The organism is Neobacillus bataviensis LMG 21833 (assembly GCF_000307875.1).
Lineage (GTDB): Bacteria > Bacillota > Bacilli > Bacillales > Cytobacillaceae > Neobacillus > Neobacillus bataviensis.
Genome location: NZ_AJLS01000035.1, coordinates 139,560 through 164,151 on the forward strand (window position 1 = coordinate 139,560; position 24,592 = coordinate 164,151).

Below are 24,592 nucleotides of genomic sequence, written 5' to 3' on the forward strand. Positions count from 1 at the left end.
GGAATCATCGTCTTTCATCTTTTCCATTATTCATTTACTGCTTTTTTGCTTCTATCAGGCTTTTGTTGACCAAAAATTGCTCGAAGTAGTTGAATGTGAAGTCTTCCCCGCAGATGGATTTGACACGTTCCTGCCAGGTAAAGCGCTCTGTTGGCTCCATGAATTCTTGTAGTATTTTAGTAAAGACCGTTCCCTGTTTGTACATGCCATCTATTTTGCAATAATGGCGCAGCATGTCCCTGATCCCATCTGCATAGATATAATCCTGGACATAGGCCGGATGGCTGACCAGTATAGCCTGGGAGGCAGGGTGCTGCCCTGGGCCGTCGAGTCCCAAGACATCCTTTAGAAGGCTATCGGCAAGATCCTGCAAATCACCATCTGGATTCTGATAAACTTCATACTCTACTAGACTAATGTAAAAATAAAACAAGGAAATAAACAGATCAACAAGGTGCTTGGATTCAATAAGCTGCTCTGCTTCGTTTTGATTTAATCCAAAATAATCGACCAGCCATTCTTTTTGATAGGGAATTGTCATGAATAGTTCCGCCATGGCTTCATGTCCTATCACACTCTGCAATTCCTTGAATTCAGGAATTTTTGAAGAAGCAAAACAATTATACAGTGCATGGCCCAGTTCATGGAATGCTGAGGCAAAGGCTAGGTGACTGTTACGTTTGTTGATGGTTAATTTGATGTCCTCAGGGGCAATTTCTATGCAGAAGCCTCCGAATGGAATATGTAAAAGCTCAACATTAATAGGGGTATTTTTCAGCTCCATTCCAAAATAAGCAAGCGATTCTTCTATTGCCGTTTCAATTTTATCACTAGGAAAAAGGGACATGTCTACCGTTGTATAATTCGTCGCAGTGTATAAGAAATCATAAACATGAAGGGACTCATAACCAAAACGTTCTTTTATACGGTCCATCCATTCATTTATGACAGCGGCGCTGTTTCGGAACAACCGCAAGCCTTCTTCCTTGTATTGATGAAAATTCAGCCCAGCTGCCTTAAACTTGTAGTCGTAGTAATTACTATATCCAAACTCTTTCGCTTTTTTGTTCCTTGCTTTAATAAGCCTCCGGAAATCCTCCGTAAGTTCCTCTCCCAAATCATTCATCGCTTCTGTAAGTTTTCGCCGGATAGCACGATCGGGATGGTCCATTAAAGCAGAATGGACTTGGCCGCTATTGAACTCGGTTTCGTCAATTTCAAAGGTTTTACTGAAAAGTTTTCCTTCGAGCTCATTTTTTAATGTCAAAACCTCAGAATCCGACTCAATCTCCTGCTTTTCAATTTCATTAAGCATTAAAGACAGGCGTTTTTTCCAGATTGGATCCTCTATATACTTGGACCAATTCCGGAGCATAGCTTTAAAAGCTGGATCAGCCATCGTTTGTTTTCTTGCTTCCAGTAAACCTTGCAATTCCTCCGGCTGCTCACCGGTCGCGTATAATTGATACGTAAGACGGTTTATTTCGAAAGACAAGTGTGACAATTTTTGAATTTCTTCCTGATACGCCTCTTTCCATACCTGTTCTTCATTCATCTGGACCAGCCTTTCTAAATCCATGATTGATTCCATCTTTTACACCTCTTTCTGCTAAAATAAAGAGCATTTTTGTTTTGAGCTTGGAAAAACCCACTCACCAAAATAGTATGAATAAACGGTCCTTTTCAATACTTATACCAATGGGCTGCTATCAAATTTGACGACAGCTTTAAGAAATTGTTACATTAGGGCAAGGAGTTATTGTGGGAGCTATCTGTGTATTTTGGAGGTAAAAGATGCCATTCTGGATAAGTCCAGTGTTTATTTTACCTAGATATCAAGGGAAGGGTATAGCACAGATGGTGATTCAATTAATTGAGGTGGTAAATGATGCAGTTTTTTATAAAGTTAAATACTCTTAGTGCCTTAAACGCTATAGCGTTGTTTATTGCAATCGAACTCATAGTAAATGTTTCTCATATTAGTAACTTAACAGGCTGGGAATGGGATAATGTTTACATTGTAATTGCTATTATTAATGTTATTGGACTTCTACTTTCGACAATTTTCTTCATTTTCTTAACAAAAAAATGGACTATAGGTAGTAAATACAGCTATTTGTCACTCCTTTTGTGGGCACCATATTTTATTCTTTTTTTCTCTTTTTTCCCTGTTGTTTTTCCTATTAATGAAGGAGTAACACTTTTTCCAAGATTTAGCCTTCTGATTTATGGTTCTGTCATTCTGTATCCTATTTACATATTATTTATTAATCTATATGCTTCACCTCTACGTACAGATAATGAGGAATAAGGTATTAATATTGAAGGTCACTTTTTGCACCTAATTTATCTCGCTTATAAAAGTAACTAGGTGCATAACTTGATAAAGGGATTGCTACGTCAATCCCGTTTTTAATTGAACTAATGGTGCATTTTAGTTGAACAATAGCGGGGTTCTCCGGCGAACTTGTTTTTTTGAGCTAACGGGAGTTTAGTGAAAGAAGGAGTCCAGATCGTCCTAGTGGAATATTAGGTATGTAGGGTTTAATTGAGTATTTTCAAACTGATGCGCTACAATGAATTGTACTAACGGAGCAGCTTTGATGAATGAAGATCCCAACTTCTGAATAATACAATACAAAGATAATCCATTAGAACAGGAGTGTTGTACTTGAGGATATTGGTGACTGGTTCAACAGGACAACTAGGTTCTGCTTTGCTAAATCAACTTAAAGGTTCTGATTATAAAGTTAAAGTAACTTCAAGAAGAAAACCTGAAGGAATAGGACATTTCGACTGGGTTTATAGTGATTTATTGTCTGGTGAAGGTTTAGACGATGCAATAAAAGATGTGGATGTAATTATTCACGCAGCAACAAGTCCTATAAAAAATTCGAAGAATATCGAGGTTACAGGGTTTGAAAACTTTTTAAGTAAACTGCAACACATAAAACATTTTATTTATCCGTCAATTGTAGGCATTGAGGAAATACCATTGAAATATTATAAGCTTAAATACGAAGCAGAAGAATTGTTAAGGAATAGTTCTATTCCTTATACAACTGTACGTGCAACTCAGTTCCACGGCTTTGTTGAAAATTTACTTTTATCAAAACCTCTCTTTAAAAGATATGTAATCCCTGGAAGCATTAAATTTCAAAGCGTCAGTGTTGGTGAATTTGCCGAACATTTAATAGACTTAATTAATAAAGATCCTCAAGGAAGAACCAATGACTTTGGGGGACCAGACATAATGACGTTAAGAGAAATGGCGGAGCTGAAAATTAAGATAAATAATGAAACCAACAAAGTTTTAAGCATTTCTTTACCAGGAAAATTATACAAATCTTTCCGCGATGGGAAAAATACCTGCTACTCCCGAAAAGTGGGGAAAATTACATTTGAAGAGCATCTTGGTAATAAGATAGATTGAAAATGTTGGTGGGAAAGGTTGCCAAAGACAAACTTTGTTTGAATTCTTAACAAGATTAGAAATAAAACCTTTTTTTTCAAGTAACGGGGAGTTAAGATCAACAGGAAAAAGCTATATATGGTATAATTTAGGTGGAATTATAAATAAACTAAAGGAGTGATTGCGTTGAATAAATTAACAAAGTCATCAAAAAATAAATCATTATTTGGAGTATGTGCAGGTATAGCTGAGTATTATGGTATTTCCCCTTTAGCTGTAAGGCTACTATTTATTTTTATTCCTATTTCTGTTGCTATTTACTTAATTCTTGCAGCTTTTTTACCTGAGAAAAATGCAGCACTATATTAAATTAGAAACTTTCTGGTTAAAACATCTTCTTTAATTTACGTATGCATTCCTTTAAAAGGGAATGAAATGGAGAGGAATTCTTATGAATATAAGACTTGCTGAAGAAAAAGTCATCTTTTTCCTCCACACAAAATGAATTCACCACATGAAAAAAGAGAATGAATTCTTTATGAGATCATCCCCTCAAATAGTTTGAAAATGCTAAAACTGATATTACTTATCAATGACTCGCTAAACGTTTTTCAAAATCTGCCTTAAACGACAGAATAGCATCAAAATTTACAGCGAAATCGTGGTCACTTATATTAAAATTAGTTAAAAACTCGTTAGATCTCTCACGAACCATAATTGTCGGACGGATTTTGTCTCCTATAGCGTCCTGAGTTATAGTACTTCCATAGAAATACCAGTTAGTTTCAGTAGGCGCATTTGCTGCATTCTTAGATAAGTCATTTATTATGATTTCGCATAAATAATCCATAAAATCTTCAGTAAGCTTCATGCTTTTTCCATGTTCACCATCAACAGATATATCAGCATATCCATACCAAATATTCCTGCTCCTTCGGTTTCCGTCACTTGAAGTGAAAGTTTCATCAAACAAAATCTTCATGTTCATTACCCTCCGTTAATTGATAATTTCTTCACACTATTATACACCAATTTGAAATTGTAAAATAACTTGATTTTAGTCTCACTAACACGTAAGAGGAGTTATGCAAACTTCCAATTTGATCGACTTGTGGATTTATTTTGCAAGTTTGTAAAGTGATATACTTAAACTCTATGTTGCAATAGTTAAAGATCAGAGCTGTCACTTTGGCAGCTTTTCTTTTTCAACAATCGGGCCATATAGTGGAGTAAACTCATTAGCTGGAAAATGTAAAAGAATAGTTCGCATACTGGAATTTTGATTTGGACTACGACCAAAGTCGTATAACGAATTAGTTCATAGCCTGATGTCATATTCTAACCAAAACTTTATAATGATTAATGAATAAAGGTTTGTTAAATATTACGATACAAAGGGGAGTAATTTTTAAATGGAAAATAAGGGATTCAAAATATTGATTCATGCTAGTACTTGGTTTGCACCTATACTAGTTCCCATTATCACATATTTTATTATTTCAGATCGAGAAATTAAAAGCTTATCCTTACAGGCTTTGGTATTTCATATTGTGATTGGTATTTTAATCTCAGTGTCTGCTTTTTTTTCTTGGATATTAATCGGGATTCCATTCCTCATTATTTTTGGACTTATTGCTATAATAGCTCCGATTGTTGGAATTGTTAAAGCATTTAATGAGCGTCCTTTTCGATATCCTATTATTGGATCATGGTTTTGATTAAACCTAAACGAATCTAATCGTTTTAATGATGATGAATAGTGGTATTTAAAACACTTAATCTTCATAAACACCATGCCACCGTAATTCATGCGAATGTTCGCTCTACACAGATACTTGAAAAAAGTAGGTATGAGGGTATATTGCTTTAATAACGATCTTCCATAAACGGGCGCTTTTCTTTAGTAAGAAGGCGTCTTTTTTATATGCTTCTACACAAAAGATTGCGAGCAGTTTAGGTTGTATAAAGGTATAAAAAGAATGCAATAGTTTTCATTTTACTTAAAAACGGTATGCTATAAAAACTAAGAATTCTTATTATATAAGCAATAAAATGAATGTAGGATTTTTTTCATACAATAATTTGGGAGGTGATGAAATGCCAAGAGTCAAGGCTAGAAGTCATGATGTAGATGAAATGGCAAGAATGATGAGGGCAGAAGCAGAAGGCGAAGGAAAGCAAGGAATGTTATATGTTGGAAATGTAATCATAAATCGTGTTGTAGCACAATGCTTGGATTTTAAAAGTGTAAACAATATTCATGATGTAATATTTCAAATACAAGGAGGAAATTATTCTTTTGAAGCTGTGCAAAAAGGGAATGTATTTTATCAAAGATCAAGAACTTCTGAAAGAAGATTAGCACAACAAAATATAAATTTTTGGAGAGATCATCCTGCAAAATATGCTCTCTGGTATTTTAATCCACATGCTTCATGTCCTCCAACATGGTACGGTCAACCGCATTCTGGTCAATTTAAAGAACATTGTTTTTATGAACCAAAAGCTGGAACATGTGATAGTGTTTATAGGGGTTAAGCTTACTCTTTGAAGTAAGCTTTTTTACATAATTAGAATATTTACATAAAATAAAATAAAACTTTTATTAATAGTTTTTATCCAAGAAACAAGATTGTGATATGTTGTACTTATTCTATGTGGTGAAGCGTCGATTTTTGCGCTTCATGGATGGCTAACGAGCAGGTTAGCACAAGAAGGAAAAATTGTTAAAGGTACAGTTCAATGGAGTAAAAGCCTTCAAAATATATGGTAAAATATGTATCATTAACAATGTTTAATACTTTGTACAATGGGGGTATTAAAGTGGCGAATAAGTTTAAAATTGCGTCGAATTCATTCTTAACTCTTTCGGCTTTATTGATAGTAATAATGTTAATTAAAATTTATATCGATTATCAGAATTTTATTAAACATCCTGGATGGTCAGCCCCTTTTTCCGCTTATTTGGAAACAACAGGTCTTATTTATGGTGTTCCAACTATTGTGTCATTGGTATTTGCTTTATTTTTTAAAACAAAGGCTAGTAAATAATAGACCATATAGAAACATATTAAAAGTTGCGGAAAAATATTGGCGATTTGACAGGAGGTTGAACATATGAATGATAAGAAGAAGGAAAAATTACAATTCTCGGAAATAATTTTAATGATATTAACATTGGTTGCGTCTTTTGTTTTGTTTTTCTTAGGTTATTACAGTGTGGCATTTGTTTTATTTGGAATTTTTATGGCGATTACGAGTTTTATTAGTAAATGGACAGGCACTAAAAATGCAGATTACGTTTATAGAAAAATTCAAAAAAATTATGATAAATGGTAATTACACTTAGGTACGCCTAAGGGTTTATTAGAATTAAGTTTGTGAAAAAATGTACTCAAGCTAACGGGGGCAAGAATTGAAGATAAGGGCTGTCGTTGCGGCAGCCTTTTCTTATTGTGCTAACGGTACAGTTGTTTAACAAAGACCAATTTGATATTACAGAATTACCCATATTGGGTTATTATTAATTTAATAAATTAAATGAAGTAGGTGTCAAAATGGATTTGCTTTTTGGTTTCTTAATATTTGCGGGAATTTTTGCGGTTTATGATGCTTTAAGAAAAGTGAATAATAATATCTTAGACCAAACAGAAGAGATAAAAAAATTACACGAGGAATTGTCCAAAGGAAACAAGAATTAAACTTTTTTTGTTGAAGTTATTAATCTAATTGGGTCAGATTAGTTCAAGAAACATTCATACTATTTAAAGGACTGGAACGGAACAAATGGTATGATTTGGGAAAAATAGCAGGGGGATTTTTATGATTGGTGTTATGGGTTTTGATTCTTTGCTAATTACAATTGGAATGCCTTTGGCGGTGGTTTTAATTTTAGTATGGATCTATAAAATAAAAAGAAATAGTGACACCCAAGTTGAGCAAAACAATACAATTATTAAAATGTTGGAAAAAGACACTAATCAATAAATTGGTATGAATGCTTATTATGTTAACTGAGCAGTTTCTTAATGTTTGCCATAGCTAACGTGGTAATTTTGGGCCTCCAAAGCAAAGGAAAGAGATCTACGGCTTAAAATTCAATAATCCTAAGAATTTACATGTATCGCCTTGAAAAGTTAAGAAAATTGGTTGGTTCTCGTTATCAAAAGTCATTAAATACGGGTGTTCTTGACCAGGAATTATAATCATCACTTCATCTTCAAGATCATTGAACCATTGATTTTTTACCATAACATTGGGTTCTAAAGGGATTTTATCACAAACCCATTATTAGGATAAGGATTAAATTTTGCAATGGTTTCTAGAGAACTATTGAACACACTGGTAACGAGTACCGAGCCACGGAATCGTGAGGTCGAAGCTGAGCGTGCTCGTACTAGAGCAGCTAAAAGGTATGGAACAAATTAGAGGACTAAAGAATAGAAAAAAAGTGTAAGCATTTTTGGATTTTTCATTATTTCGCAATCTAGCGCAATCCTGGAAGTGGTAGCTCCTTTTCTTTATGGACTAAGGTCGGTTTAATAAAAAGTAACGAAAACCCCAGTCGCTATTACGACTGGGGTATATTTAGTAAATTATATTGAGCAACTATAATTTATCACTAGAGGTATGGAATGAAGGTATATAGATTGAAAAAGAAGCTAAATGGCTATAAACGAGGGACACAGTTTTACTTGATTAGTGAATCAGAATTTATTGGTGTGAAAGAATTTGTGTTGAGAACGGAGGATTTAACAAATAGGATAGTGATCAATGAAAGTGATTTTCTAAACCATTTTGCCTACATAAAAGAAATTTTCTAATGAAATAGCAAGGCCCCATATAGGGGGCGATGCTGAATGACCGCTTTGGAATGCAAAAAAGGTGTGAAATTACACTTATTATCAAGTTAATCTAGTTTATCGGCGAATTGAACGATTATATCGGCGAATCTTAAAATGCAACAAACTTTCAGAAAAGAGCCTTAAATAAAGAAAAAGGCCGGGAATCTCTTCCCGGCTTTGTTTACTTATTACGTAAGAATTGTATAACCTTGTTGTTTACAAGATCTGTCGCTTCGGTGAAGAAAATGTGGCCGGCACCTGGAACAGTAAATAGCTCAGCCCCTTGAATATTTTCCGCTAAGTTTACCCCATTTCTATAAGGAACCAATTCATCAGAATCACCATGGATTACGAGAGTTGGAATATTAATTTCTCCTAATTCGTTAGAGGTATCATGTGCAAGACATGCTTGCAGTTGTGATAAATAGCAGTGGGGGGGTGTGACAATTTCAATTCGCTTTTCAATATCTTCCTGGATTAATTCCGGATGTGCATGAATAAAAGCTTGACTATAAACAATGGGTGCAGCTGCCCATGCATTTTCTTCAGGGGTTCCAGTTAGATCAGCACGTGCCACCATTAATTCAGATATTTCAGGAGAAGGTTGTATATGGGTAGTCCCACCTGCTGTGGTACAGCCCAATACTAATGAACGAACCCTTTCTGGATAAGCAAGTGCCAATCGTTGGGCAATCATTCCACCCATGGAAATACCATAAACATGTGCAGATTCAACCGAAGCGGCATCGAGGACGGCCCTTGCATCATTCGCCATTATTTCGATTGAGTACGGTTGTTCAGGCATACTACTTTTACCAACCCCGCGATTATCAAACATAATAACCTGGAAATGTTTTGTGAGTGCCGGCAATGTTCGATGCCAGGATTGAGAATTATAGCCAAGACCCATAATTAACAATAAAGGCTCACCTTGTCCGTGAATCTCATAGTATAGATTAATATTTTCATGATTAACAAATGGAATAATAAAAACCTCCCTTTCAACAATTATCTATTATAAATGGTATTGATTTAGTTGTTAGAAAAGAACGAAATTTTTTTGGTTTCCATTTTTTAAACTTTAAACTCTTTCGAAAAAATAAAAAAATAAAGAAAGTTTTACCACATTTGGAGAATTATATAGTGTGAATGATTCGATAAAGACCCATACAGGTATTTCGGTGCCTGACCCCCAGTAAGTTAATGCGGTAGCGCAGTGGGGTCAGGCACCGATATTCATAAACTCATCACATTTTTCTAGGTGCGAAAGTTGAGTAATTAATAAACAAAAACTATATAGTTATAGGTCAATTGCGAGGCTACAATTGACCTATCCTATATCCAAAAAAGATAAGGCGGAAATTGAAACAACTACACAGAAGTCACCAGTAGGACGAACACTGAATCAAGTGGGTTAGGCCTTTATCTGTCTGAAAAGTTGTTGAAAAGATGAATGGAAAAATGGATGCAGAGCTGAATGATCATTGGTTTATTATTAAAATCCATCTTCCCATCCATAGAAATCAAACTTAATTATTTGGGCTATTGGTTTCCTATGGTCAGTACCTTATAAAAACCTTGGAACCATCCCCGAGGCACGTATAACTTACATTAGAGAAGCAACCGCAGCTAGCTGATCTTCGATATCCTTCTAATCAGCCCCCAAGTCCAGTGTTTTTACACTGAGATGATTACTTCCCATTTGATAGTATATCCGGGGTAATGTCTTCTTCCGTTTTAGCGTAAAACAGGACGCCTATTACATTTCCACTCCCATAACGATCTTTGTTTTTCACATAAGTAAATATTTGATACAGGTTACCTAAAATAAGCGATGTACTATCGAACAATTTATTTGTTTGCATCGTGTGACCGTAGTACTTGGCATCAATAATCATGATTTTTGTCCCATTAGTGAGGGTAATATCTGATTTCATGACCGGCGGAAATTCCGTCATATCGTCATCCACATTCCAGTCAATATATGAAGCAACAGCCGAATATTGCGGGTACTCCTTTTTGAAATAGGCAAGTAAAAATTTCTCATACAATCGATGCATTTGCTGGATGCCCAAAAATTGCTTCATTCGAAATTGTCCCCGTTGCATTCGTCATTAATAATCCTTTTATGACCAACTCACATATGTTAATTAACATTTTATAGGCAGCATTATTTCGGTTGTACGCAATGTAACCCCATTTAATATCGTGAGGGTTACCCCACGAATGAGGATCGGGGCGAATAAATCATGGACGTTATCAAATTCATCTGGCTGAATGTTTTTATACCCTACTTCGTTAAGAGTTTGATAGGCATACGCCAGCATATAATAAATATTTTTAATTTTAATCATGAAGGGCTCCAAGAATTTTGCTGACCCAATGGTCAATTTTGGAAGGTTCATCAAACCAATACTCTGTAATCAGCGGAATCAGTTCATATTCCACGATTTCGGACAGCGATTGGTCATCGACCTCTTCATTTGAGCTAAAGTAAAGTGCCCGATTTGGAAGCAACTTCCAAGCGATACATCTTCTACTATGGCTCGATTGAGTGTTACAACATTGTCGATTAAGCTATCGAATTTTTCATTTGCGATCGTTCCTTGATACTGTTTTAAAGCCTTAGTCTATTGCTTGACCAATCATGTTAAACCATGTTCATCTTTTTCAAATTTACAGAAGCTAACAAGAAAAAAAGGAAGCCTTGACTCATGATTCTCAGATTGTTACTATTTAATTACATAATTCTGAATTTTCAAAGAAAAATAGATCATTTAAATTTATGAAAACGGCTTAAAAAAGTTGGTGGGTGATTAATAGAAGTGGTGGGGCAAGATAATAAGAGTAAGGTAAGGATTGAAAAAGTCTTTTTGAGATGAGTGGTGTTAAGAAACTCAAACTCTACTTAGATATTAATATAGGAGGCGATTTCAAATATCGAATTGGCAAGAATTTACCAAAAGGACAATTGAATCCGACTCACGAATAGATATAGAAAAGTTAGAGGAAATATATATTACATATCAGCAACTGATAAAACATTCATTAACCGGTGTGGTTATTACAAACAATGATGGCATGATTATTGAGGTTAATCCAGCTTTTGAAGAGCAAACAGGATTAACCACAAACGATTATATTGATCGTCTGCACAGGAATTTAATTGTTGAAGAAATAATTGACCAATCTGCCGAATTACAAGCATTAAAAGATGAAAAACCGTGTACACTGGTTCAAAAAATATATAATGGGAGAGAAGTATTAGTTACCGCTATTCCAATTAAGAATAAGCATGGCGAAATCATAAAGGTTGTCAGTCATATTTTAAACGTAACAGAGCCTAACCAACTTAAGAATGAAATTTCTCAATTAGAGATGGAGCATGATGAAGTCAGCAGGCAATTAGAGGACTTAAAAAACAATAAAAAAGAAATAAATTCCATTGTCGCCTATGATATGAATATGAAGAGAGTCCTTGAACGTGCAAAACGCGTTGCTCAACATGATTCCACTGTGTTAGTTTATGGTGAATCTGGGGTAGGTAAAGAGGTTATTGTTAAACTGATCCATGAAAATAGTAATAGAAGAGATCTACCGTTAATAAAAGTAAATTGTGGAGCGATACCAAATGAACTTTTAGAATCGGAATTGTTCGGCTATGAACCTGGAGCTTTTACTGGTGCAAGTCCAAAAGGGAAGGTTGGGTTATTCGAGCAATCTTCTAAAGGGACCATTTTATTGGATGAGATTGGAGAAATCCCCCTACATTTACAGGTGAAATTATTAAGAGTTTTGCAGGAATTTGAAATAACACGGGTTGGTGGGATCAAGCCGATAAAAATAGGCACCAGAGTCATTGCGGCTACAAATCAAAACTTGGAAAAGTTAATTCAAAAAGGGGCATTTAGAGAGGATCTCTATTATCGATTAAATATTATCCCCATCCATATCCCCCCTCTTAGAGAAAGACACAATGATATTGTTCCGTTAACCTATCATTTTATCAATAACATAAGAAAAAAATACGGTGTAAACAAAATATTTTCTAAGGAAGTTCTAGATAACTTTCAAAATTATCACTGGCCTGGTAACGTAAGAGAACTTCAAAATATGGTAGAACGGCTTTGTATCATGGTTGAAAAACCGATTATTACTGCTGAGGACATAAAAAATGAAATGAAAATAAAAACAGCCAATGAAAAAGATGGAGTAGAAACCTCTTTAGAAAGTGTAGAAATCACTTCGAATCAATTGAAATTTAAGCCCCTCAAAGAACAAATGATGATGTATGAAAAACAGATCATTGAGCGTACATTAAAGGACTTTCCTAGTATTCGTACGGCTGCAAAAGCCTTAGCCATTGACGCTTCCACTCTAACTAGAAAAATACAAAAATACTTTAAGAATAAGAAGTTGTTAGAATAAAAAAGATGCAAAATTGCACGCTGTTGCAATTTTGCATCTTTTTTATTGCGCTATTGCATACAGCCAATCAATTTACCCAATAAAACAAGCCTTTTACAGTTGGCATGTAACTTGCATTACTAATACATGAAGGTAATGGAAGGAGTAATGATAGTGATTCAGGAAGAGATGCTCATTGTTCGTCATTTTGTTCAGTCGATAGCAGAAGATTATTTTCGTCCGGCAGCCAAGGATGTGGATCAATTTCAAAAAATACCCGCAACACACATCCAGGTACTAAAGGAAAATAGAATATTTGGCACGAGTGTCCCAGCTCCTTACGGGGGAGAAGGAAGTTCATATGTGAATCAGCTGATTACAATAGAAGAGGTAGCACGTTGCTGCGGGTCCACATCCATGCTATTGACTAGTCAAGAAATGGTGATTAATCCCATCCTAATTGGGGGAACTGATGAGCAGAAAAATAGGTATGTATGCCCTCTCGCAGCAGGTGAAATATTAGGTGCTTTTTGTATTACGGAAAAGGGTATTAGCAGCGACACTGAATCATTAATTACTACGGCAGAAAAAATAGGCGATTATTATAAATTAAACGGCAAAAAAGTTTGTGTTTTTAATGCGGGAGAAGCAGACCTTTACGTGATTGTGGCAACGATTGATCCATCCATTAAAAATGCGGGAACCACCTATTTTGTTGTAGAGACAGGAACACCTGGTCTTACCATCGGCAGGGAAGTACAAAAAATGGGCGTAAAAGGAATTCCTCTCAGGGAAGTGGTCTTGGAGGATGTAACAGTTCATTTTTCCCAACTAATCGGAGGGGAAGGAAAAGGATTCAAAATTTTAAAAGAAACACTCAACCGCAGCAGATTAAATGTAGCAGCTCAAGCATTGGGAATTGCACAAGGAGCATATGAGGAAGTTATAAAAGTTGCTCATAAATGGAAACTCACCGCTAGAGGGAGTTTGCAATTTCAGAATGTTCAACTTGTGCTGGCTGAAATGGCGACAGAAATTGAAGCCGCAAGAAGACTGCTTTACTATGGAGGAGATTTGCTGGATAAAGGGTCGAAAGAAGTAGTCGGCATTGCATCCATGGCTAAGCTATTTTGTTCGAATGTAGCTATGAAAGTAACGACTGATGCTGTCCAAATTTTAGAAGGACATGGCTACACAGATGATTACCCAGTTGAACGTATGATGAGGGATGCGAAAGTGACACAGCTTTATGATGGCTCTAGTTTGATCCAAAAGCTGGTCATTGCTAGACAGGTTTTATTGTAAGTAGATCAATTTAGTTATGAGGTGAAAATCTGTGAAGAAGAGATGGTTAAAGTTTTATCCAAAAGACGTGAATCCAGATGTTGTAATAGAAGAGAAATCATTAAATGACCTGCTTGATAATGCGGTTTCCCGCTTCGGAAATGATATTTCGCTTGAATATAATGAGGAGAAATGGTCCTATCTGGAAGTTCAAAAAATTTCAAATAAATTAGCCGGGGTCTTGTATCAAAGAGGGTTTAAAAAGGGTGACCGTTTATCCATCATGCTCCCTAATTGTCCACATTATATATTTTCGGCTTTTGCCGTTTTTCGGCTTGGAGGAATTGTTGTACAAACCAATCCGATGTACGTTGAAAGAGAATTGGAATATCAGTTAAACGATGCAAATGCAGAATTTATGATATGTCATGCTTCAGTATATGAAAGAGTCAAAAGGGTCCAAAGTAAAACTTCATTAAAAAAAATCATTATTGTTCAAGTATCCAAGACTGAGAATGGTTGCCTTGAAGAAGGTGATCATTATTTTGATGATTTTCTTGCAACCTATCATGCTGATGCACCACTTATTACGATTAACCCTGTGGAAGATCTCGCCGTACTCCAATATACAGGAGGTACAACGGGAGTTTCTAAAGGAGTTATGTTGACACATCAAAATTTTATTACGCAAATAGAACAATTTTACGAGTATTTATTAAAAAGATTTGATATCTCTAATCTTCAAAACAGATCAGTCATTAGTTTTTTACCGTTTTTTCATATTTTTGGCTTTGTCAATGTAACATTAACAGGCTTTCGTTTTGGTTATAAACAAATCATCATTCCAAGATTTGAAACAAAAACAGTATTGGAATTGATTCAAAAACAACCACCATTTCTATTTTTTGGAGTTCCAACTATGTTTACAGCTATGCTCCATTTTCCCAAAGTGGAATCATACGGGATTGAAAAAATAACAGGTTTTTTCTGCGGGAGCTCGCCCTTACCGCAAGAAATATATGACAAGTTTAAAAAGTTAATGGGAGCAGGTACTTACATTTCCGATGGATATGGTTTATCTGAGGCAACATCTGGAACCCTTAGTAATCCGTACACCAGGACTAAATTAGGCAGTGTTGGTATTCCAATTCCTAAAACGGAAGTCATGATTGGGATTGAACAAGATACAGGGATAGTGGAGGCACCAGTAGGAATGAGGGGGGAAATACTCGTAAGGGGTCCTCAAGTAATGAAGGGCTATTGGAATAATTCTGAGGAAACAGCGGCAGCTTTGAAGGAGGGATGGCTTCATACGGGTGATATTGGCTACATGGATGAAGAAGGATATTTTTATGTCGTCGATAGAAAAAAAGATATGATTATTGCAAGCGGTTACAATGTATATCCTCGGGAGATAGAGGATGTCATTTATCAAATTCCTGACGTGAGAGAAGTAGTCGTAATAGGAATACCCGATGAATATCGGGGTGAAACGGTAAAAGCATATATCTCATTAAAAAAGGAACAAATGCTAACAGAAGCGGATATTATTCAATTCTGCAGGGAAAACTTAGCCGCATATAAGGTACCAAAGATGATTGAATTTAGGGATGAACTACCTAAATCTGCGGTCGGAAAATTATTAAAAAGAGAACTTCGAGACCAAGAATTAGCAAAAATGCAAGGTAGGGTTATTACCTAATAAAATGTAGTTTTCAAAAAAGATTTGTGATTACTAGAGTGATTCGATTTATGAAATGGGGAGAGAATTATGAAGAAACTCCAATTGTTATTAACAATTCTAGTTTTGGCTCTATTGATAGTGGCAGGTTGTTCGCTAAATAGTTCAAGCTCCGTAAAAACAAATGATAGTACAGCGGAAAGTAAAGAAGGAGCAACACCAAAAAAAGGTGGACAATTGAATATTGCCTTTGATACCGATATAAGCAACTATGACCCTCTTCAAGGTAACTCAGGAAATGACCATGCTTTACTCTATCCGGTGTATGATACTCTAGTTAATTTTAATGCACAATTGGAACCCGAGCCTGGATTAGCTGAATCTTGGGATATACCGGATGATAAGACGATCATTCTCCATCTTAAAAAAGGAGTAACCTTTCATGATGGAACTCCATTTGATGCGGAAGCAGTAAAATTTAACATCGAACGTGCGATTGCACCAGATTCTAAGGTTTCTGATTTGAAAAATGTAGAATCAGTTGAAGTCATTGATCCACAAACAGCTAAACTGAAACTTAAACAGCCTGACTCCTCTATCATTCTTGCTTTGTCTGATCGGTCGGGAATGATGGTGTCCCCAACCGCTGTACAAAAATACGGTAAAGATTTTGGCCAAAATCCTGTGGGAACAGGGCCATATAAACTAGCGAATTGGGTAAGGAATTCAGAAATTGTCTTGGAGGCAAATGAAAAGTATTGGCAGGCAGGTCTTCCATATCTTGATAAAATAAACCTAAAAATTATGCCCGACGAAAATTCGCGGTTAAATGCTCTGAAATCTGGTCAAGTTCAATTGTTTTGGAATGTATCACCTGATAACACCCAAAGCTTAAAAAATGATAAGAACATTGTTCTAAATTCAAAAATGAAAGTCGCTTTCCAAAATATGTACATCAATACGAAGCTGGCACCATTTGATAAAAAAGAAGTCCGACAAGCGCTACAATATGCCATCGATCGTGAGGCGATTGTAAATGCATTAACCTTTGGCGAGGGCGAACCTGCCTATCAAACATTCCCAAAGGAGTATTGGGCTTCAAGTCCTGATATCAAAATTCCATTTGATCCCGAAAAGTCAAAATCGCTATTAAAGGCAGCGGGGGAACCAAGTGTTAAATTCGATGTATATGTGCCGAATCTACCTTTCTATCAAAGGATAGCTGAGGCAGTAAAAGGACAGATAAAAGAAGCAGGATTTAATATGAATATACTGACGACGGAAGCAAATAAAGGGAATACCACATACTTCAATGAGAAACGTGCACAGGCATGGTTTACTTTTTGGAGTGGCCGTCCTGACCCACAACAGACCATGAACTCGTTGATAAGTGGAGACGCTTTCTATAATGCGGGTGGTGAAACATCACCGGAAAAAGAGGAGTTAATTGCAAAAGCAGCGGTTACTTATGACCAAAAGGAGCGTGCGAAACTATACGCACAGATTAATAAGATTGCTATTTTAGATGAAGCAATGACAATTCCAGTATTCTTTGCACCTGCAACGGCTGCAATGTCACCAGTGGTACAGGGATTCGAAGGAACTTTATTAGGTAAACCAAAGTTTTCATTCCTTTGGTTGGATAAATAAAAAGTTTGTAAATATAAGAAGCACACTTAGAAAATAGGTTACGAAAGGCGGTACCGAAATGAGCCAAATATTATCATTAATGGCTGGCAATATCTATAAGGTTTTGGTTAATCCAGGAGATCGAATTGAGGCAGGCACAGAAGTGGTGATCCTTGAATCGATGAAAATGGAAATTCCTATAGAGGCTGAAACAGAAGGAATTGTCAGGGAAGTACGAGCAGTGGAAGGCGATTTTGTCAATGAAGGTGATATTTTAATTGAGTTAGAATAACCAAATTTTTTCTTGATTTATTCGTAAGTATTCATTCGGTAGAAGGTAAATATGAGGAGGGACCATATGAGGAAATTTAATAAGTTTTTCAGTTTTATTTTCTTAGCAGTTCTTTTGGTCATTGCAGGCTGCTCACAAAAAAATTCAGCTTCGAATACACAATCATCTACCAATCCACAGAAAAATCAAGGCTCTGGTGAACCTAAACAAGGAGGAGATTTGGTTTTCGGGTACGATACGGATATCAGTAATTTTGATCCTATCTTAGGGAATTCAGGCAATGATCACGCGATGCTTTATCCAATCTATGATACTTTGGTCAATTATAACAGCAACTTAGAGCCGGAACCAGGATTGGCCGAATCTTGGGAAACACCGGATGACAAAACGATCGTTCTTCATTTAAGAAAAGGAGTTACCTTCCACGATGGCACTGAATTTAATGCAGAGGCCGTCAAATTCAACTTGGAACGGGTCAATGCCGAGGGATCAAACGTTTCCGATATCAAGAATGTGGAAAGCGTGGAAGCGGTTGATCCATATACCGTAAAATTAACTCTTAAACAGCCGGACTCGTCCATTATTTTAGCACTTTCTGACCGTTCTGGAATGATGGTTTCTCCGACGGCAGTCCAGAAGTTGGGTAAAGATTTTGCCCAAAATCCAGTCGGGGCTGGACCATTTAAATTCGTGAAATGGATTCCTAATGGGGAAATCCAATACGCAAAAAATGAAAAGTATTGGCAGAAAGGGCTGCCATATCTGAACACAATCACAGCGAAAATTATGCCGGATGAAAATACACGATTAAATGCCTTAAAATCAGGTCAATTAAATTTCTATTGGAATGTCTCCATTAATAATGTTCAAGTACTGGAAAAGGATCCAAATGTCGTATTAGATTCCAAAATGCGCGTGTTTGTTCATAATATTTATCTGAATACAAAGCTGGCTCCTTTTGATAAGAAAGAAGTTCGGCAAGCATTCCAATATGCCATTGACAGGCAGGCAATCATTAAAGCATTGTACTTTGGAAAAGGTGAACCAGCATCCCAAGCCTTTCCAAAAGATTATTGGGCTTATAACCCTGACTTAAAGCTTGAATATAATCCCAAAAAATCAAAAGAACTCTTAAAAAGTGTCGGATTAGATAGAGTTAGTTTTGATTTAATGGTTCCTACCGTTCCTGAGTGGCAAAGAATGGGTGAAGCCATTAAGGGTCAAGCCAAAGAGGCTGGGATTGATATTAATATCCAGACGATGGAAATGAATAAAGGAAATGCTCTATATTTCAATGAAAAACAAATTCCAGCAAATTTAACTGCTTGGACGGGAAGACCCGATCCGCAACAGACAGTCAATTTATTTCTAAGCGGCAGCGGTTTTTATAATACAGGCGGAGCGACTACTCCAGAGAAGGAAGAACTAATCGCCAAGGCAGCGGGTTCCTATGATATAAAGGTGCGGGCACAGCTTTACGGACGTATTAATGAAATTGCTATGGTGGAAGAAGCAATGACCATACCACTTGTATTTACCCCAGTAACTGGAGCTATGAAACCTGAGGTAAAAGGATTTGAAGGCACTCTACTTGGAAAACCAAAAGTCTCATTCTTATGGATCGATAAATAGAATTATAGATGGGGGAAGAGAACTATGTTTTTAACATTTTTGCTGCGGCGATTGATGTATGTCATACCCATGCTAATCGTAACAACATTGATTGTCTTTTCCCTGATTCTGATCATACCGGGTGATCCCGCTCTCGCCTTGCTTGGAGACAACGCTACAGAAGACAAATTAGCATTGTTAAGAAGTCAGCTTGGGCTGGATCAGCCTGTTCTGATTCAGTACTGGAATTGGCTAACTAACGCCGTTCAAGGTGACTTAGGGAGGTCACTATTTACAGGGGAAATCGTAAGTGAGGCTGTTTCTTCAAGACTCGGCGTTACCTTCCAATTGGTTCTGGCATCGATTATCTTTTCCTTTGTTTTTGGGATGATTTTTGCCATTGCATCAGTCATTAAACCAAATAGCTGGGTGGACTATATGGCACGATTTATTGGTACTCTTGGTACCGCCATTCCTAATTTTTGGCTGGCCATGCTGTTGATCGTCTTCTTCAGCGTTAATCTGGGCTGGCTGCCGGCAACCGGTTTTATCAGTATTTCTGAAAGCCCGGTAGGATTTTTCCAAAGTGTGATCCTTCCTGCTATTTGTTTAGGAGCCTTTGGTGCTGCCCAAATTACAAGACAATTACGATCCTCACTACTTGAGGTGTTGGAATCGGATTATATTCGTACTGCCTATTCAAAGGGATTATTAATCGGGCCGATTATTTGGAAGCACGGTCTTCGTAACTCCTTACTTCCCGTTATAACGACAACAGGACTGTTGTTTGGAAACATGCTGGGGGCAACAGTGGTGATCGAAACGGTATTTGCTATTCCAGGAATGGGGCAGCTGGCTGTGAACTCTATTTTACAGCGAGACTTTCCCATGCTTCAGGGTGTTGTATTAGTGATGGTTGTATTGGTATTAGTCATCAATTTTGTCACAGATGTACTTTATAGCGTACTGGATCCTAGGATTGAATATAAGTAGGAAGGAGGTGGGTTTGATGCAATTTCGTATCGCCATTCAACGATTATTTCAGGAAAAATTAGCATTCTTCAGCATGGTTTATCTACTGCTTTTAGTGGTTTTAGCCCTAATCGGTTCCTTTATTGTTCCTTTTGAACCTAATGAACAGGATTTATCAAAAGTAATGCTTCCGCCAGACGGCACCCATTGGTTTGGGACAGATGAATTAGGACGTGATACTTTTTCACGCGTAATTGCGGGAGCCCAAGCAGCTATTCAAGCTGGCCACGTTGCCATTTTAATTCCTATTTTCGTTGGTGTTCCACTCGGTATTATCTCGGGATATCTAGGCGGGATTGTCGATGATGTATTTATGAGAATTGTCGATGCCATCCTTTCCTTTCCTGCGATTCTCCTTGCCTTAGGGATCACTGGTGCTTTAGGTGTAAGTTTATGGAACGCCATGATTGCCATTGGGATTATTTTCACTCCACAATTTGCTCGCCTGGCTAGAGGTCAAACCCTCCAAGTTAGGAGAGAACCGTATGTTGAAGCATCAAAAATATCAGGTGCAGGTCCATTGTGGATTATGATGAAGCATATCCTTCCGAATATTTTATCTCCCATCATCGTTCAAGCATCTTTTAGTTTCAGTTTGGCTATTTTAGTCGAAGCTTCCTTAAGCTTTCTTGGGATGGGAGCTCAGTCTCCACAGGTTAGTTGGGGCGGAATGCTGCATCAGGCCTATAGTATGATTTTTGTTAACCCATTAATGATGATCTTTCCTGGGCTAGCTATTCTGCTGTCTGTTTTGGCAGGAAACTTTTTTGGAGATGGATTGAGGGTGGCCATCGATCCTAAAATGAAGAGAATGTAGGGGGAATGAATGTGAGAGAGCAAAATGGACCTGTATTAGAGGTGAAAGATCTTTATTCCTATATCCCCACATCCAGGGGAGTCATAAAACCGGTAAATCATATTTCCTTTTCCATCGGTGCCGGTGAAATCGTTGCATTAGTCGGGGAATCCGGCAGTGGGAAAAGTGTGACAGCATTGTCGATTATGGGTCTGAATTCCCCGTCTATCCAATACGATAAGGATAGTGCGATTGCGTTTAAAGGCGAAAATTTACTCAAAATGAAAAAAAAGCAAATGAAAAAAATAAGAGGAAATGAAATTTCTATGATTTTCCAGGATCCGATGTCATCGTTAAACCCACTACATCCGATAGGAAAACAAATTGCCGAGCCTATTATGGTTCATCAAGGTGTCAGTTATCAAAAGGCAAAAGCAACCGTCATTCAATTACTAGCAAAAGTGGGAATTCCAGAACCGGAGACTCGGCTCAATGATTACCCGCACCAGCTTTCCGGAGGGATGAGGCAGCGAATTATGATTGCGATGGCACTAGCATGCAATCCTTCCCTCCTCATTGCCGATGAACCAACCACGGCACTTGATGTAACGATTCAAGCTCAAATTCTGAATGTAATGAGAGCGCTGCAAAAAGAAACCAACATTTCGATCCTGCTTATTACTCATGATCTAGGAGTTGTAGCGGAAATGGCAGATCGTGTTCTTGTCATGTACTGTGGTGAAATTGTGGAGGAAGGAGATGTATACTCTCTTTTCCAAAATCCTCAGCATCCTTATACAAAGGGTCTATTGGCTAGTGTTCCTACCCTTAGAGGACCATCGGAAAATCATCTCCATACCATTCCGGGGGCTGTCCCGAATCCTCTTGACCTTCCAACGGGGTGTAATTTTTATTCTAGGTGCAGTCATGCAACGGAAAAATGTCTGGCCGAAAGTCCAAAGTTAATCAAGACAGGAAATGATAGGCAGGCAGCTTGTTGGCTTGTTGCCGATTCCCAGTTCGAAGAGGTGACTGTCCATGCCTGAACCATTAATTTCGATGAAAGACGTCAAAAAGTATTATCCGATTGGAAGCGGTTTGTTTAGTAAAAAAGGCAAATGGCTCAAGGCAGTTGATGGCGTGAGTCTTGATGTCCATCGTGGTGAGACGCTGGGACTGGTCGGTGAATCTGGATGCGGGAAAACCACCCTAGGCCGAATGGTGGTTGGATTACTAGAACCGACTTTGGGTGAAGTGATTTTTGAAGGAAGCTCGATATTATCCAAAGGACGAAAAAAGCGTGATTTAGGGAAAAAGATTCAAATGGTATTCCAAGATCCGTATTCTTCACTTAATCCGAGAATGACTGTTGCCAATATTATTGAAGAGCCATTAGTTCTCCATAAAATTGGCACTAGCGGTGAAAGGAAAAAAAGGGTAGATGAACTGCTTGAAAAGGTAGGGTTGACCTCCGCACATGGTTCTCGTTATCCAGAAGAATTCTCTGGGGGCCAGCGGCAAAGAATTGGCATCGCCAGAGCGTTGGCGCTTAATCCAAGATTAATTGTTTGTGATGAGCCAGTCTCAGCATTAGATGTATCCATTCAAGCACAAATATTAAACCTTTTAAAGGATATTCAAGAGGAAATGGGTCTTTCCTATATATTTATTGCCCATGGCTTACAAGCCGTCAAGCACATCAGTGATCGAATTGTCGTGATGTATTTAGGAAAAGTGATGGAAATTTCGGATACCGATCAACTCTTTGAACGGCCGCTGCACCCTTATACCGAGGCATTAATATCAGCTGTGCCAGAGCCCGATCCAACCATGCGTAATCGTGAACGAATTATTCTGAGTGGAGACCTTCCGAGTCCGGCCAATCCACCAGTTGGTTGTAGATTTTCTACCAGGTGCCCGCTTGCGGATGAGAGATGTAAACAGGAAGAACCACCCCTTCAACAAGTTTCAGAAGGCAGATGGGTTGCCTGCTTTTATCACGGGTAATTCCATAAGAGAAATAAAGGAGGAGTTAATCGAAATGACATGGGAGCCGGAAATTAAGGAACTTCATCGCCGTGAGGCCATTGCCCAGCAAATGGGTGGGGAGGAACGAGTAAATAAACACAATGCACAAGGTAAATTAACCGTAAGAGAACGGATTGCTTGTTTGCTAGATGAAGATACCTTTCATGAAACGGGTGCGCTTGCCGGAAAAGCAAAATACGATGAAAATGGAAAACTAATTGATTTTACACCAGCCAATTTTTTAGTGGGAACGGGAAGGATTAATGGACGAAAAGTGGTCCTTGGGGGTGATGACTTTACCATTCGCGGGGGTGCAGCAGACGGAGCCATCATGGGAAAGCAGATTTATTCGGAGAAGATGGCGCACGACCTCCAGCTGCCGCTCATCCGCCTCGTTGATGGTACAGGCGGCGGAGGAAGTGTTAAATTTCTGGATACCGAAGGCCATACATACGTTCCGGTCAATCCTGCTTGGAATCTAGTTGTTTCAAATATGGAACGTGTTCCTGTTGTGGCCCTGTGTCTGGGATCGGTTGCAGGGCTAGGAGCAGCTAGAGTAGTCGCTTCACATTTTTCCGTCATGGTAGAGGAAATCGCACAATTATTTGTTGCTGGTCCACCTGTTGTTAAATATGGCATGGGCCAGAATCTAACAAAAGAAGAATTAGGCGGAGTTCAAGTCCACCGTTCGAGCGGGGCCATTGATAATATTGCCAGTTCGGAAGAAGACGCTTTTGAGCAGACCAGAAGATTCTTATCATATCTGCCATCCAACGTATGGCAGCTTCCTCCGGTACAAACATGTACAGACCATGCAAACCGCAGGGAGGAACGATTAATTTCTGTTATCCCAAGAAACAGAAGGTCGCCCTATAAAATTCGTGAAATTCTCCCGCTTATTTTTGATCAAGACTCCATTTTTGAGATGGGGCGCTATTATGGCGGCGGCACGCTTACCTGTTTTGCCCGCCTTGACGGCCATCCGGTTGGCGTATTAGCCTCAGACCCTTATGTGAGCGGGGGAGGGTTAACAGCTGAGAGTTGTGAAAAAATTGAGAGATTTGTAGATCTATGTCAAACCTTCCATTTACCGATTGTTAATTTAGTAGACCAGCCAGGGATGGTGATTGGTCTTCCAAATGAATTAAAGGGAACGATTCGAAAAGGGGCTCGTGCCATTGCGGCTATTTATCAGGCCAAAGTTCCGATGATTGAAATCATTATGCGCCGTGTTTTTGGTGTCGGGGGAGCTGGGATGACAAATGGCCACGGATTAAATCTACGATATGCATGGCCATCTGGCGATTGGGGTTCACTCCCTGTTGAAGGTGGTGTACAGGTGGCCTATCGCCGTGAGTTAGAAGAAAGCGACAATCCGCAAGAATTATTAAAGGAATTGCTTGAGCGAATGGAGTCAGTACGCTCGCCTTTCCGTACGGCTGAAGCCTTCGGTGTGGAAGAAATTATTGATCCACGAGATACCCGGCCAATTGTTTGTGAATGGGTAAAGGATGCGTATGCACTTCTTCCGCAAATGCTAGGTCCATCCAGTCATGGGATGCGTCCATAATTCAAA

At 37.9% G+C, this 24,592-nt stretch carries 27 protein-coding genes and 2 pseudogenes; 23 read left to right on the forward strand and 6 right to left on the reverse strand.

Annotated elements, in window-relative coordinates; genetic code table 11:
* Nucleotides 1–34: 34 nt before the first annotated feature.
* The gene (locus tag BABA_RS03650; RefSeq protein WP_007083781.1) at nt 35–1,591 is read right to left on the reverse strand and encodes a gluzincin family metallopeptidase; all 1,557 of its coding nucleotides are present in this window, start codon (nt 1,589–1,591) and stop codon (nt 35–37) included.
* Nucleotides 1,592–1,800: 209 nt separating this feature from the next.
* Here BABA_RS03650 and BABA_RS27950 point away from each other — a divergent pair.
* The 4 genes and pseudogenes from BABA_RS27950 to BABA_RS03665 form a co-directional block, all read left to right on the forward strand.
* A pseudogene (locus tag BABA_RS27950) lies at nt 1,801–1,878 on the forward strand (GNAT family N-acetyltransferase); the annotation flags it as partial.
* A gap of 10 nt (nt 1,879–1,888) precedes the next feature.
* Complete coding sequence (locus BABA_RS03655; protein WP_007083783.1) at nt 1,889–2,311, forward strand: hypothetical protein; 423 nt, start codon at nt 1,889–1,891, stop codon at nt 2,309–2,311.
* A gap of 351 nt (nt 2,312–2,662) precedes the next feature.
* Nucleotides 2,663–3,433, forward strand: a complete 771-nt coding sequence (locus BABA_RS03660; RefSeq protein WP_420805974.1) for an SDR family oxidoreductase — start codon at nt 2,663–2,665, stop codon at nt 3,431–3,433.
* A 156-nt stretch (nt 3,434–3,589) separates the two neighbouring features.
* Nucleotides 3,590–3,781 (forward strand): PspC domain-containing protein, encoded by a 192-nt coding sequence (locus tag BABA_RS03665; RefSeq protein WP_338040012.1) that lies wholly within the window; start codon nt 3,590–3,592, stop codon nt 3,779–3,781.
* Nucleotides 3,782–4,001: 220 nt separating this feature from the next.
* Here the strand turns inward: BABA_RS03665 and BABA_RS03670 are convergent, their stop codons facing one another.
* Nucleotides 4,002–4,394 carry a hypothetical protein gene (locus tag BABA_RS03670; protein WP_007083786.1) on the reverse strand — a complete coding sequence of 131 codons (393 nt, stop codon included), beginning with the start codon at nt 4,392–4,394 and terminating at the stop codon, nt 4,002–4,004.
* A gap of 430 nt (nt 4,395–4,824) precedes the next feature.
* Between BABA_RS03670 and BABA_RS03675 the strand changes: the two genes are divergently transcribed.
* From BABA_RS03675 to BABA_RS03700, 8 genes and pseudogenes are all read left to right on the forward strand, one after another.
* On the forward strand, nt 4,825–5,130 hold the full coding sequence (locus BABA_RS03675) for a DUF4870 domain-containing protein (protein ID WP_007083787.1): 306 nt from the start codon (nt 4,825–4,827) through the stop codon (nt 5,128–5,130).
* 379 nt (nt 5,131–5,509) lie between these two features.
* Nucleotides 5,510–5,950, forward strand: a complete 441-nt coding sequence (locus BABA_RS03680) for a cell wall hydrolase (RefSeq protein ID WP_007083788.1) — start codon at nt 5,510–5,512, stop codon at nt 5,948–5,950.
* 285 nt (nt 5,951–6,235) lie between these two features.
* Nucleotides 6,236–6,463 (forward strand): hypothetical protein, encoded by a 228-nt coding sequence (locus tag BABA_RS03685; RefSeq protein WP_007083789.1) that lies wholly within the window; start codon nt 6,236–6,238, stop codon nt 6,461–6,463.
* Between the two features lie 66 nt (nt 6,464–6,529).
* On the forward strand, nt 6,530–6,751 hold the full coding sequence (locus tag BABA_RS03690) for a hypothetical protein (protein WP_007083790.1): 222 nt from the start codon (nt 6,530–6,532) through the stop codon (nt 6,749–6,751).
* Nucleotides 6,752–6,969: 218 nt separating this feature from the next.
* Complete coding sequence (locus tag BABA_RS27655) at nt 6,970–7,113, forward strand: hypothetical protein (RefSeq protein WP_162829830.1); 144 nt, start codon at nt 6,970–6,972, stop codon at nt 7,111–7,113.
* Nucleotides 7,114–7,234: 121 nt separating this feature from the next.
* Nucleotides 7,235–7,399 (forward strand): hypothetical protein, encoded by a 165-nt coding sequence (locus BABA_RS27135; RefSeq protein WP_157273094.1) that lies wholly within the window; start codon nt 7,235–7,237, stop codon nt 7,397–7,399.
* Between the two features lie 342 nt (nt 7,400–7,741).
* A pseudogene (locus BABA_RS27955) lies at nt 7,742–7,840 on the forward strand (DUF2277 domain-containing protein); the annotation flags it as partial.
* 206 nt (nt 7,841–8,046) lie between these two features.
* Nucleotides 8,047–8,235 carry a hypothetical protein gene (locus BABA_RS03700; RefSeq protein ID WP_040345074.1) on the forward strand — a complete coding sequence of 63 codons (189 nt, stop codon included), beginning with the start codon at nt 8,047–8,049 and terminating at the stop codon, nt 8,233–8,235.
* 202 nt (nt 8,236–8,437) lie between these two features.
* Here the strand turns inward: BABA_RS03700 and BABA_RS03705 are convergent, their stop codons facing one another.
* The 4 genes from BABA_RS03705 to BABA_RS27140 all read right to left on the reverse strand — a co-directional run bounded on the left by BABA_RS03705 (nt 8,438) and on the right by BABA_RS27140 (nt 10,773).
* Nucleotides 8,438–9,175 carry an alpha/beta fold hydrolase gene (locus BABA_RS03705; protein ID WP_007083792.1) on the reverse strand — a complete coding sequence of 246 codons (738 nt, stop codon included), beginning with the start codon at nt 9,173–9,175 and terminating at the stop codon, nt 8,438–8,440.
* A gap of 772 nt (nt 9,176–9,947) precedes the next feature.
* Entirely contained in the window at nt 9,948–10,343 is a 396-nt protein-coding gene (locus BABA_RS03710) for an McrC family protein (RefSeq protein ID WP_235749559.1), read from the reverse strand.
* Between the two features lie 63 nt (nt 10,344–10,406).
* Nucleotides 10,407–10,610 carry a hypothetical protein gene (locus tag BABA_RS27830; RefSeq protein ID WP_051185993.1) on the reverse strand — a complete coding sequence of 68 codons (204 nt, stop codon included), beginning with the start codon at nt 10,608–10,610 and terminating at the stop codon, nt 10,407–10,409.
* A complete protein-coding gene (locus BABA_RS27140) occupies nt 10,603–10,773 on the reverse strand; it encodes a hypothetical protein (RefSeq protein WP_007083793.1) in 171 nt (56 codons plus the stop codon). Before BABA_RS27140 ends, BABA_RS27830 begins: the two co-directional genes overlap by 8 nt.
* A 519-nt stretch (nt 10,774–11,292) precedes the next feature.
* On the opposite strand from BABA_RS27140, the gene BABA_RS03720 reads away from it, so the two are divergent.
* From BABA_RS03720 to BABA_RS03770, 11 genes are all read left to right on the forward strand, one after another.
* Nucleotides 11,293–12,684: a sigma-54 interaction domain-containing protein gene (locus BABA_RS03720; protein WP_268870141.1), complete on the forward strand. Its 1,392-nt coding sequence runs from the start codon at nt 11,293–11,295 to the stop codon at nt 12,682–12,684.
* 147 nt (nt 12,685–12,831) lie between these two features.
* Nucleotides 12,832–13,968 (forward strand): acyl-CoA dehydrogenase family protein, encoded by a 1,137-nt coding sequence (locus BABA_RS03725; protein ID WP_040345081.1) that lies wholly within the window; start codon nt 12,832–12,834, stop codon nt 13,966–13,968.
* Nucleotides 13,969–13,999: 31 nt separating this feature from the next.
* Entirely contained in the window at nt 14,000–15,649 is a 1,650-nt protein-coding gene (locus BABA_RS03730; RefSeq protein ID WP_007083796.1) for a long-chain-fatty-acid--CoA ligase, read from the forward strand.
* Nucleotides 15,650–15,718: 69 nt separating this feature from the next.
* Nucleotides 15,719–17,278 (forward strand): ABC transporter substrate-binding protein, encoded by a 1,560-nt coding sequence (locus BABA_RS03735; protein WP_007083797.1) that lies wholly within the window; start codon nt 15,719–15,721, stop codon nt 17,276–17,278.
* A 58-nt stretch (nt 17,279–17,336) separates the two neighbouring features.
* Complete coding sequence (locus BABA_RS03740) at nt 17,337–17,549, forward strand: acetyl-CoA carboxylase biotin carboxyl carrier protein subunit (protein ID WP_007083798.1); 213 nt, start codon at nt 17,337–17,339, stop codon at nt 17,547–17,549.
* A gap of 66 nt (nt 17,550–17,615) precedes the next feature.
* The gene (locus tag BABA_RS03745; RefSeq protein ID WP_007083799.1) at nt 17,616–19,181 is read left to right on the forward strand and encodes an ABC transporter substrate-binding protein; all 1,566 of its coding nucleotides are present in this window, start codon (nt 17,616–17,618) and stop codon (nt 19,179–19,181) included.
* 24 nt (nt 19,182–19,205) lie between these two features.
* A complete protein-coding gene (locus BABA_RS03750; protein ID WP_007083800.1) occupies nt 19,206–20,153 on the forward strand; it encodes an ABC transporter permease in 948 nt (315 codons plus the stop codon).
* Between the two features lie 16 nt (nt 20,154–20,169).
* Nucleotides 20,170–21,009, forward strand: coding sequence for an ABC transporter permease (locus BABA_RS03755; RefSeq protein ID WP_007083801.1), 840 nt, complete (start codon nt 20,170–20,172; stop codon nt 21,007–21,009).
* A gap of 5 nt (nt 21,010–21,014) precedes the next feature.
* A complete protein-coding gene (locus BABA_RS03760) occupies nt 21,015–22,034 on the forward strand; it encodes an ABC transporter ATP-binding protein (protein ID WP_040345084.1) in 1,020 nt (339 codons plus the stop codon).
* Nucleotides 22,027–22,995 carry an ABC transporter ATP-binding protein gene (locus tag BABA_RS03765; RefSeq protein ID WP_007083803.1) on the forward strand — a complete coding sequence of 323 codons (969 nt, stop codon included), beginning with the start codon at nt 22,027–22,029 and terminating at the stop codon, nt 22,993–22,995. The genes BABA_RS03760 and BABA_RS03765 overlap by 8 nt, the downstream gene beginning before the upstream one ends.
* A 34-nt stretch (nt 22,996–23,029) precedes the next feature.
* Nucleotides 23,030–24,586, forward strand: a complete 1,557-nt coding sequence (locus BABA_RS03770) for an acyl-CoA carboxylase subunit beta (protein ID WP_007083804.1) — start codon at nt 23,030–23,032, stop codon at nt 24,584–24,586.
* Nucleotides 24,587–24,592 lie beyond the last annotated feature (6 nt).

Excerpts from the sequence above, each read along its gene's own strand:
- BABA_RS03650 (WP_007083781.1), bottom strand. The coding sequence starts at position 1,591 with ATGGAATCAATCATGGATTTAGAAAGGCTGGTCCAGATGAATGAAGAA.
- BABA_RS03655 (WP_007083783.1), top strand. The coding sequence starts at position 1,889 with ATGCAGTTTTTTATAAAGTTAAATACTCTTAGTGCCTTAAACGCTATA.
- BABA_RS03670 (WP_007083786.1), bottom strand. The coding sequence starts at position 4,394 with ATGAAGATTTTGTTTGATGAAACTTTCACTTCAAGTGACGGAAACCGA.
- BABA_RS03675 (WP_007083787.1), top strand. The coding sequence starts at position 4,825 with ATGGAAAATAAGGGATTCAAAATATTGATTCATGCTAGTACTTGGTTT.
- BABA_RS03680 (WP_007083788.1), top strand. The coding sequence starts at position 5,510 with ATGCCAAGAGTCAAGGCTAGAAGTCATGATGTAGATGAAATGGCAAGA.
- BABA_RS03690 (WP_007083790.1), top strand. The coding sequence starts at position 6,530 with ATGAATGATAAGAAGAAGGAAAAATTACAATTCTCGGAAATAATTTTA.
- BABA_RS27655 (WP_162829830.1), top strand. The coding sequence starts at position 6,970 with ATGGATTTGCTTTTTGGTTTCTTAATATTTGCGGGAATTTTTGCGGTT.
- BABA_RS27135 (WP_157273094.1), top strand. The coding sequence starts at position 7,235 with ATGATTGGTGTTATGGGTTTTGATTCTTTGCTAATTACAATTGGAATG.
- BABA_RS03700 (WP_040345074.1), top strand. The coding sequence starts at position 8,047 with ATGAAGGTATATAGATTGAAAAAGAAGCTAAATGGCTATAAACGAGGG.
- BABA_RS03710 (WP_235749559.1), bottom strand. The coding sequence starts at position 10,343 with ATGAAGCAATTTTTGGGCATCCAGCAAATGCATCGATTGTATGAGAAA.
- BABA_RS27830 (WP_051185993.1), bottom strand. The coding sequence starts at position 10,610 with ATGATTAAAATTAAAAATATTTATTATATGCTGGCGTATGCCTATCAA.
- BABA_RS03725 (WP_040345081.1), top strand. The coding sequence starts at position 12,832 with ATGATAGTGATTCAGGAAGAGATGCTCATTGTTCGTCATTTTGTTCAG.
- BABA_RS03735 (WP_007083797.1), top strand. The coding sequence starts at position 15,719 with ATGAAGAAACTCCAATTGTTATTAACAATTCTAGTTTTGGCTCTATTG.
- BABA_RS03740 (WP_007083798.1), top strand. The coding sequence starts at position 17,337 with ATGAGCCAAATATTATCATTAATGGCTGGCAATATCTATAAGGTTTTG.
- BABA_RS03745 (WP_007083799.1), top strand. The coding sequence starts at position 17,616 with ATGAGGAAATTTAATAAGTTTTTCAGTTTTATTTTCTTAGCAGTTCTT.
- BABA_RS03750 (WP_007083800.1), top strand. The coding sequence starts at position 19,206 with ATGTTTTTAACATTTTTGCTGCGGCGATTGATGTATGTCATACCCATG.
- BABA_RS03755 (WP_007083801.1), top strand. The coding sequence starts at position 20,170 with ATGCAATTTCGTATCGCCATTCAACGATTATTTCAGGAAAAATTAGCA.
- BABA_RS03760 (WP_040345084.1), top strand. The coding sequence starts at position 21,015 with ATGAATGTGAGAGAGCAAAATGGACCTGTATTAGAGGTGAAAGATCTT.
- BABA_RS03765 (WP_007083803.1), top strand. The coding sequence starts at position 22,027 with ATGCCTGAACCATTAATTTCGATGAAAGACGTCAAAAAGTATTATCCG.
- BABA_RS03770 (WP_007083804.1), top strand. The coding sequence starts at position 23,030 with ATGACATGGGAGCCGGAAATTAAGGAACTTCATCGCCGTGAGGCCATT.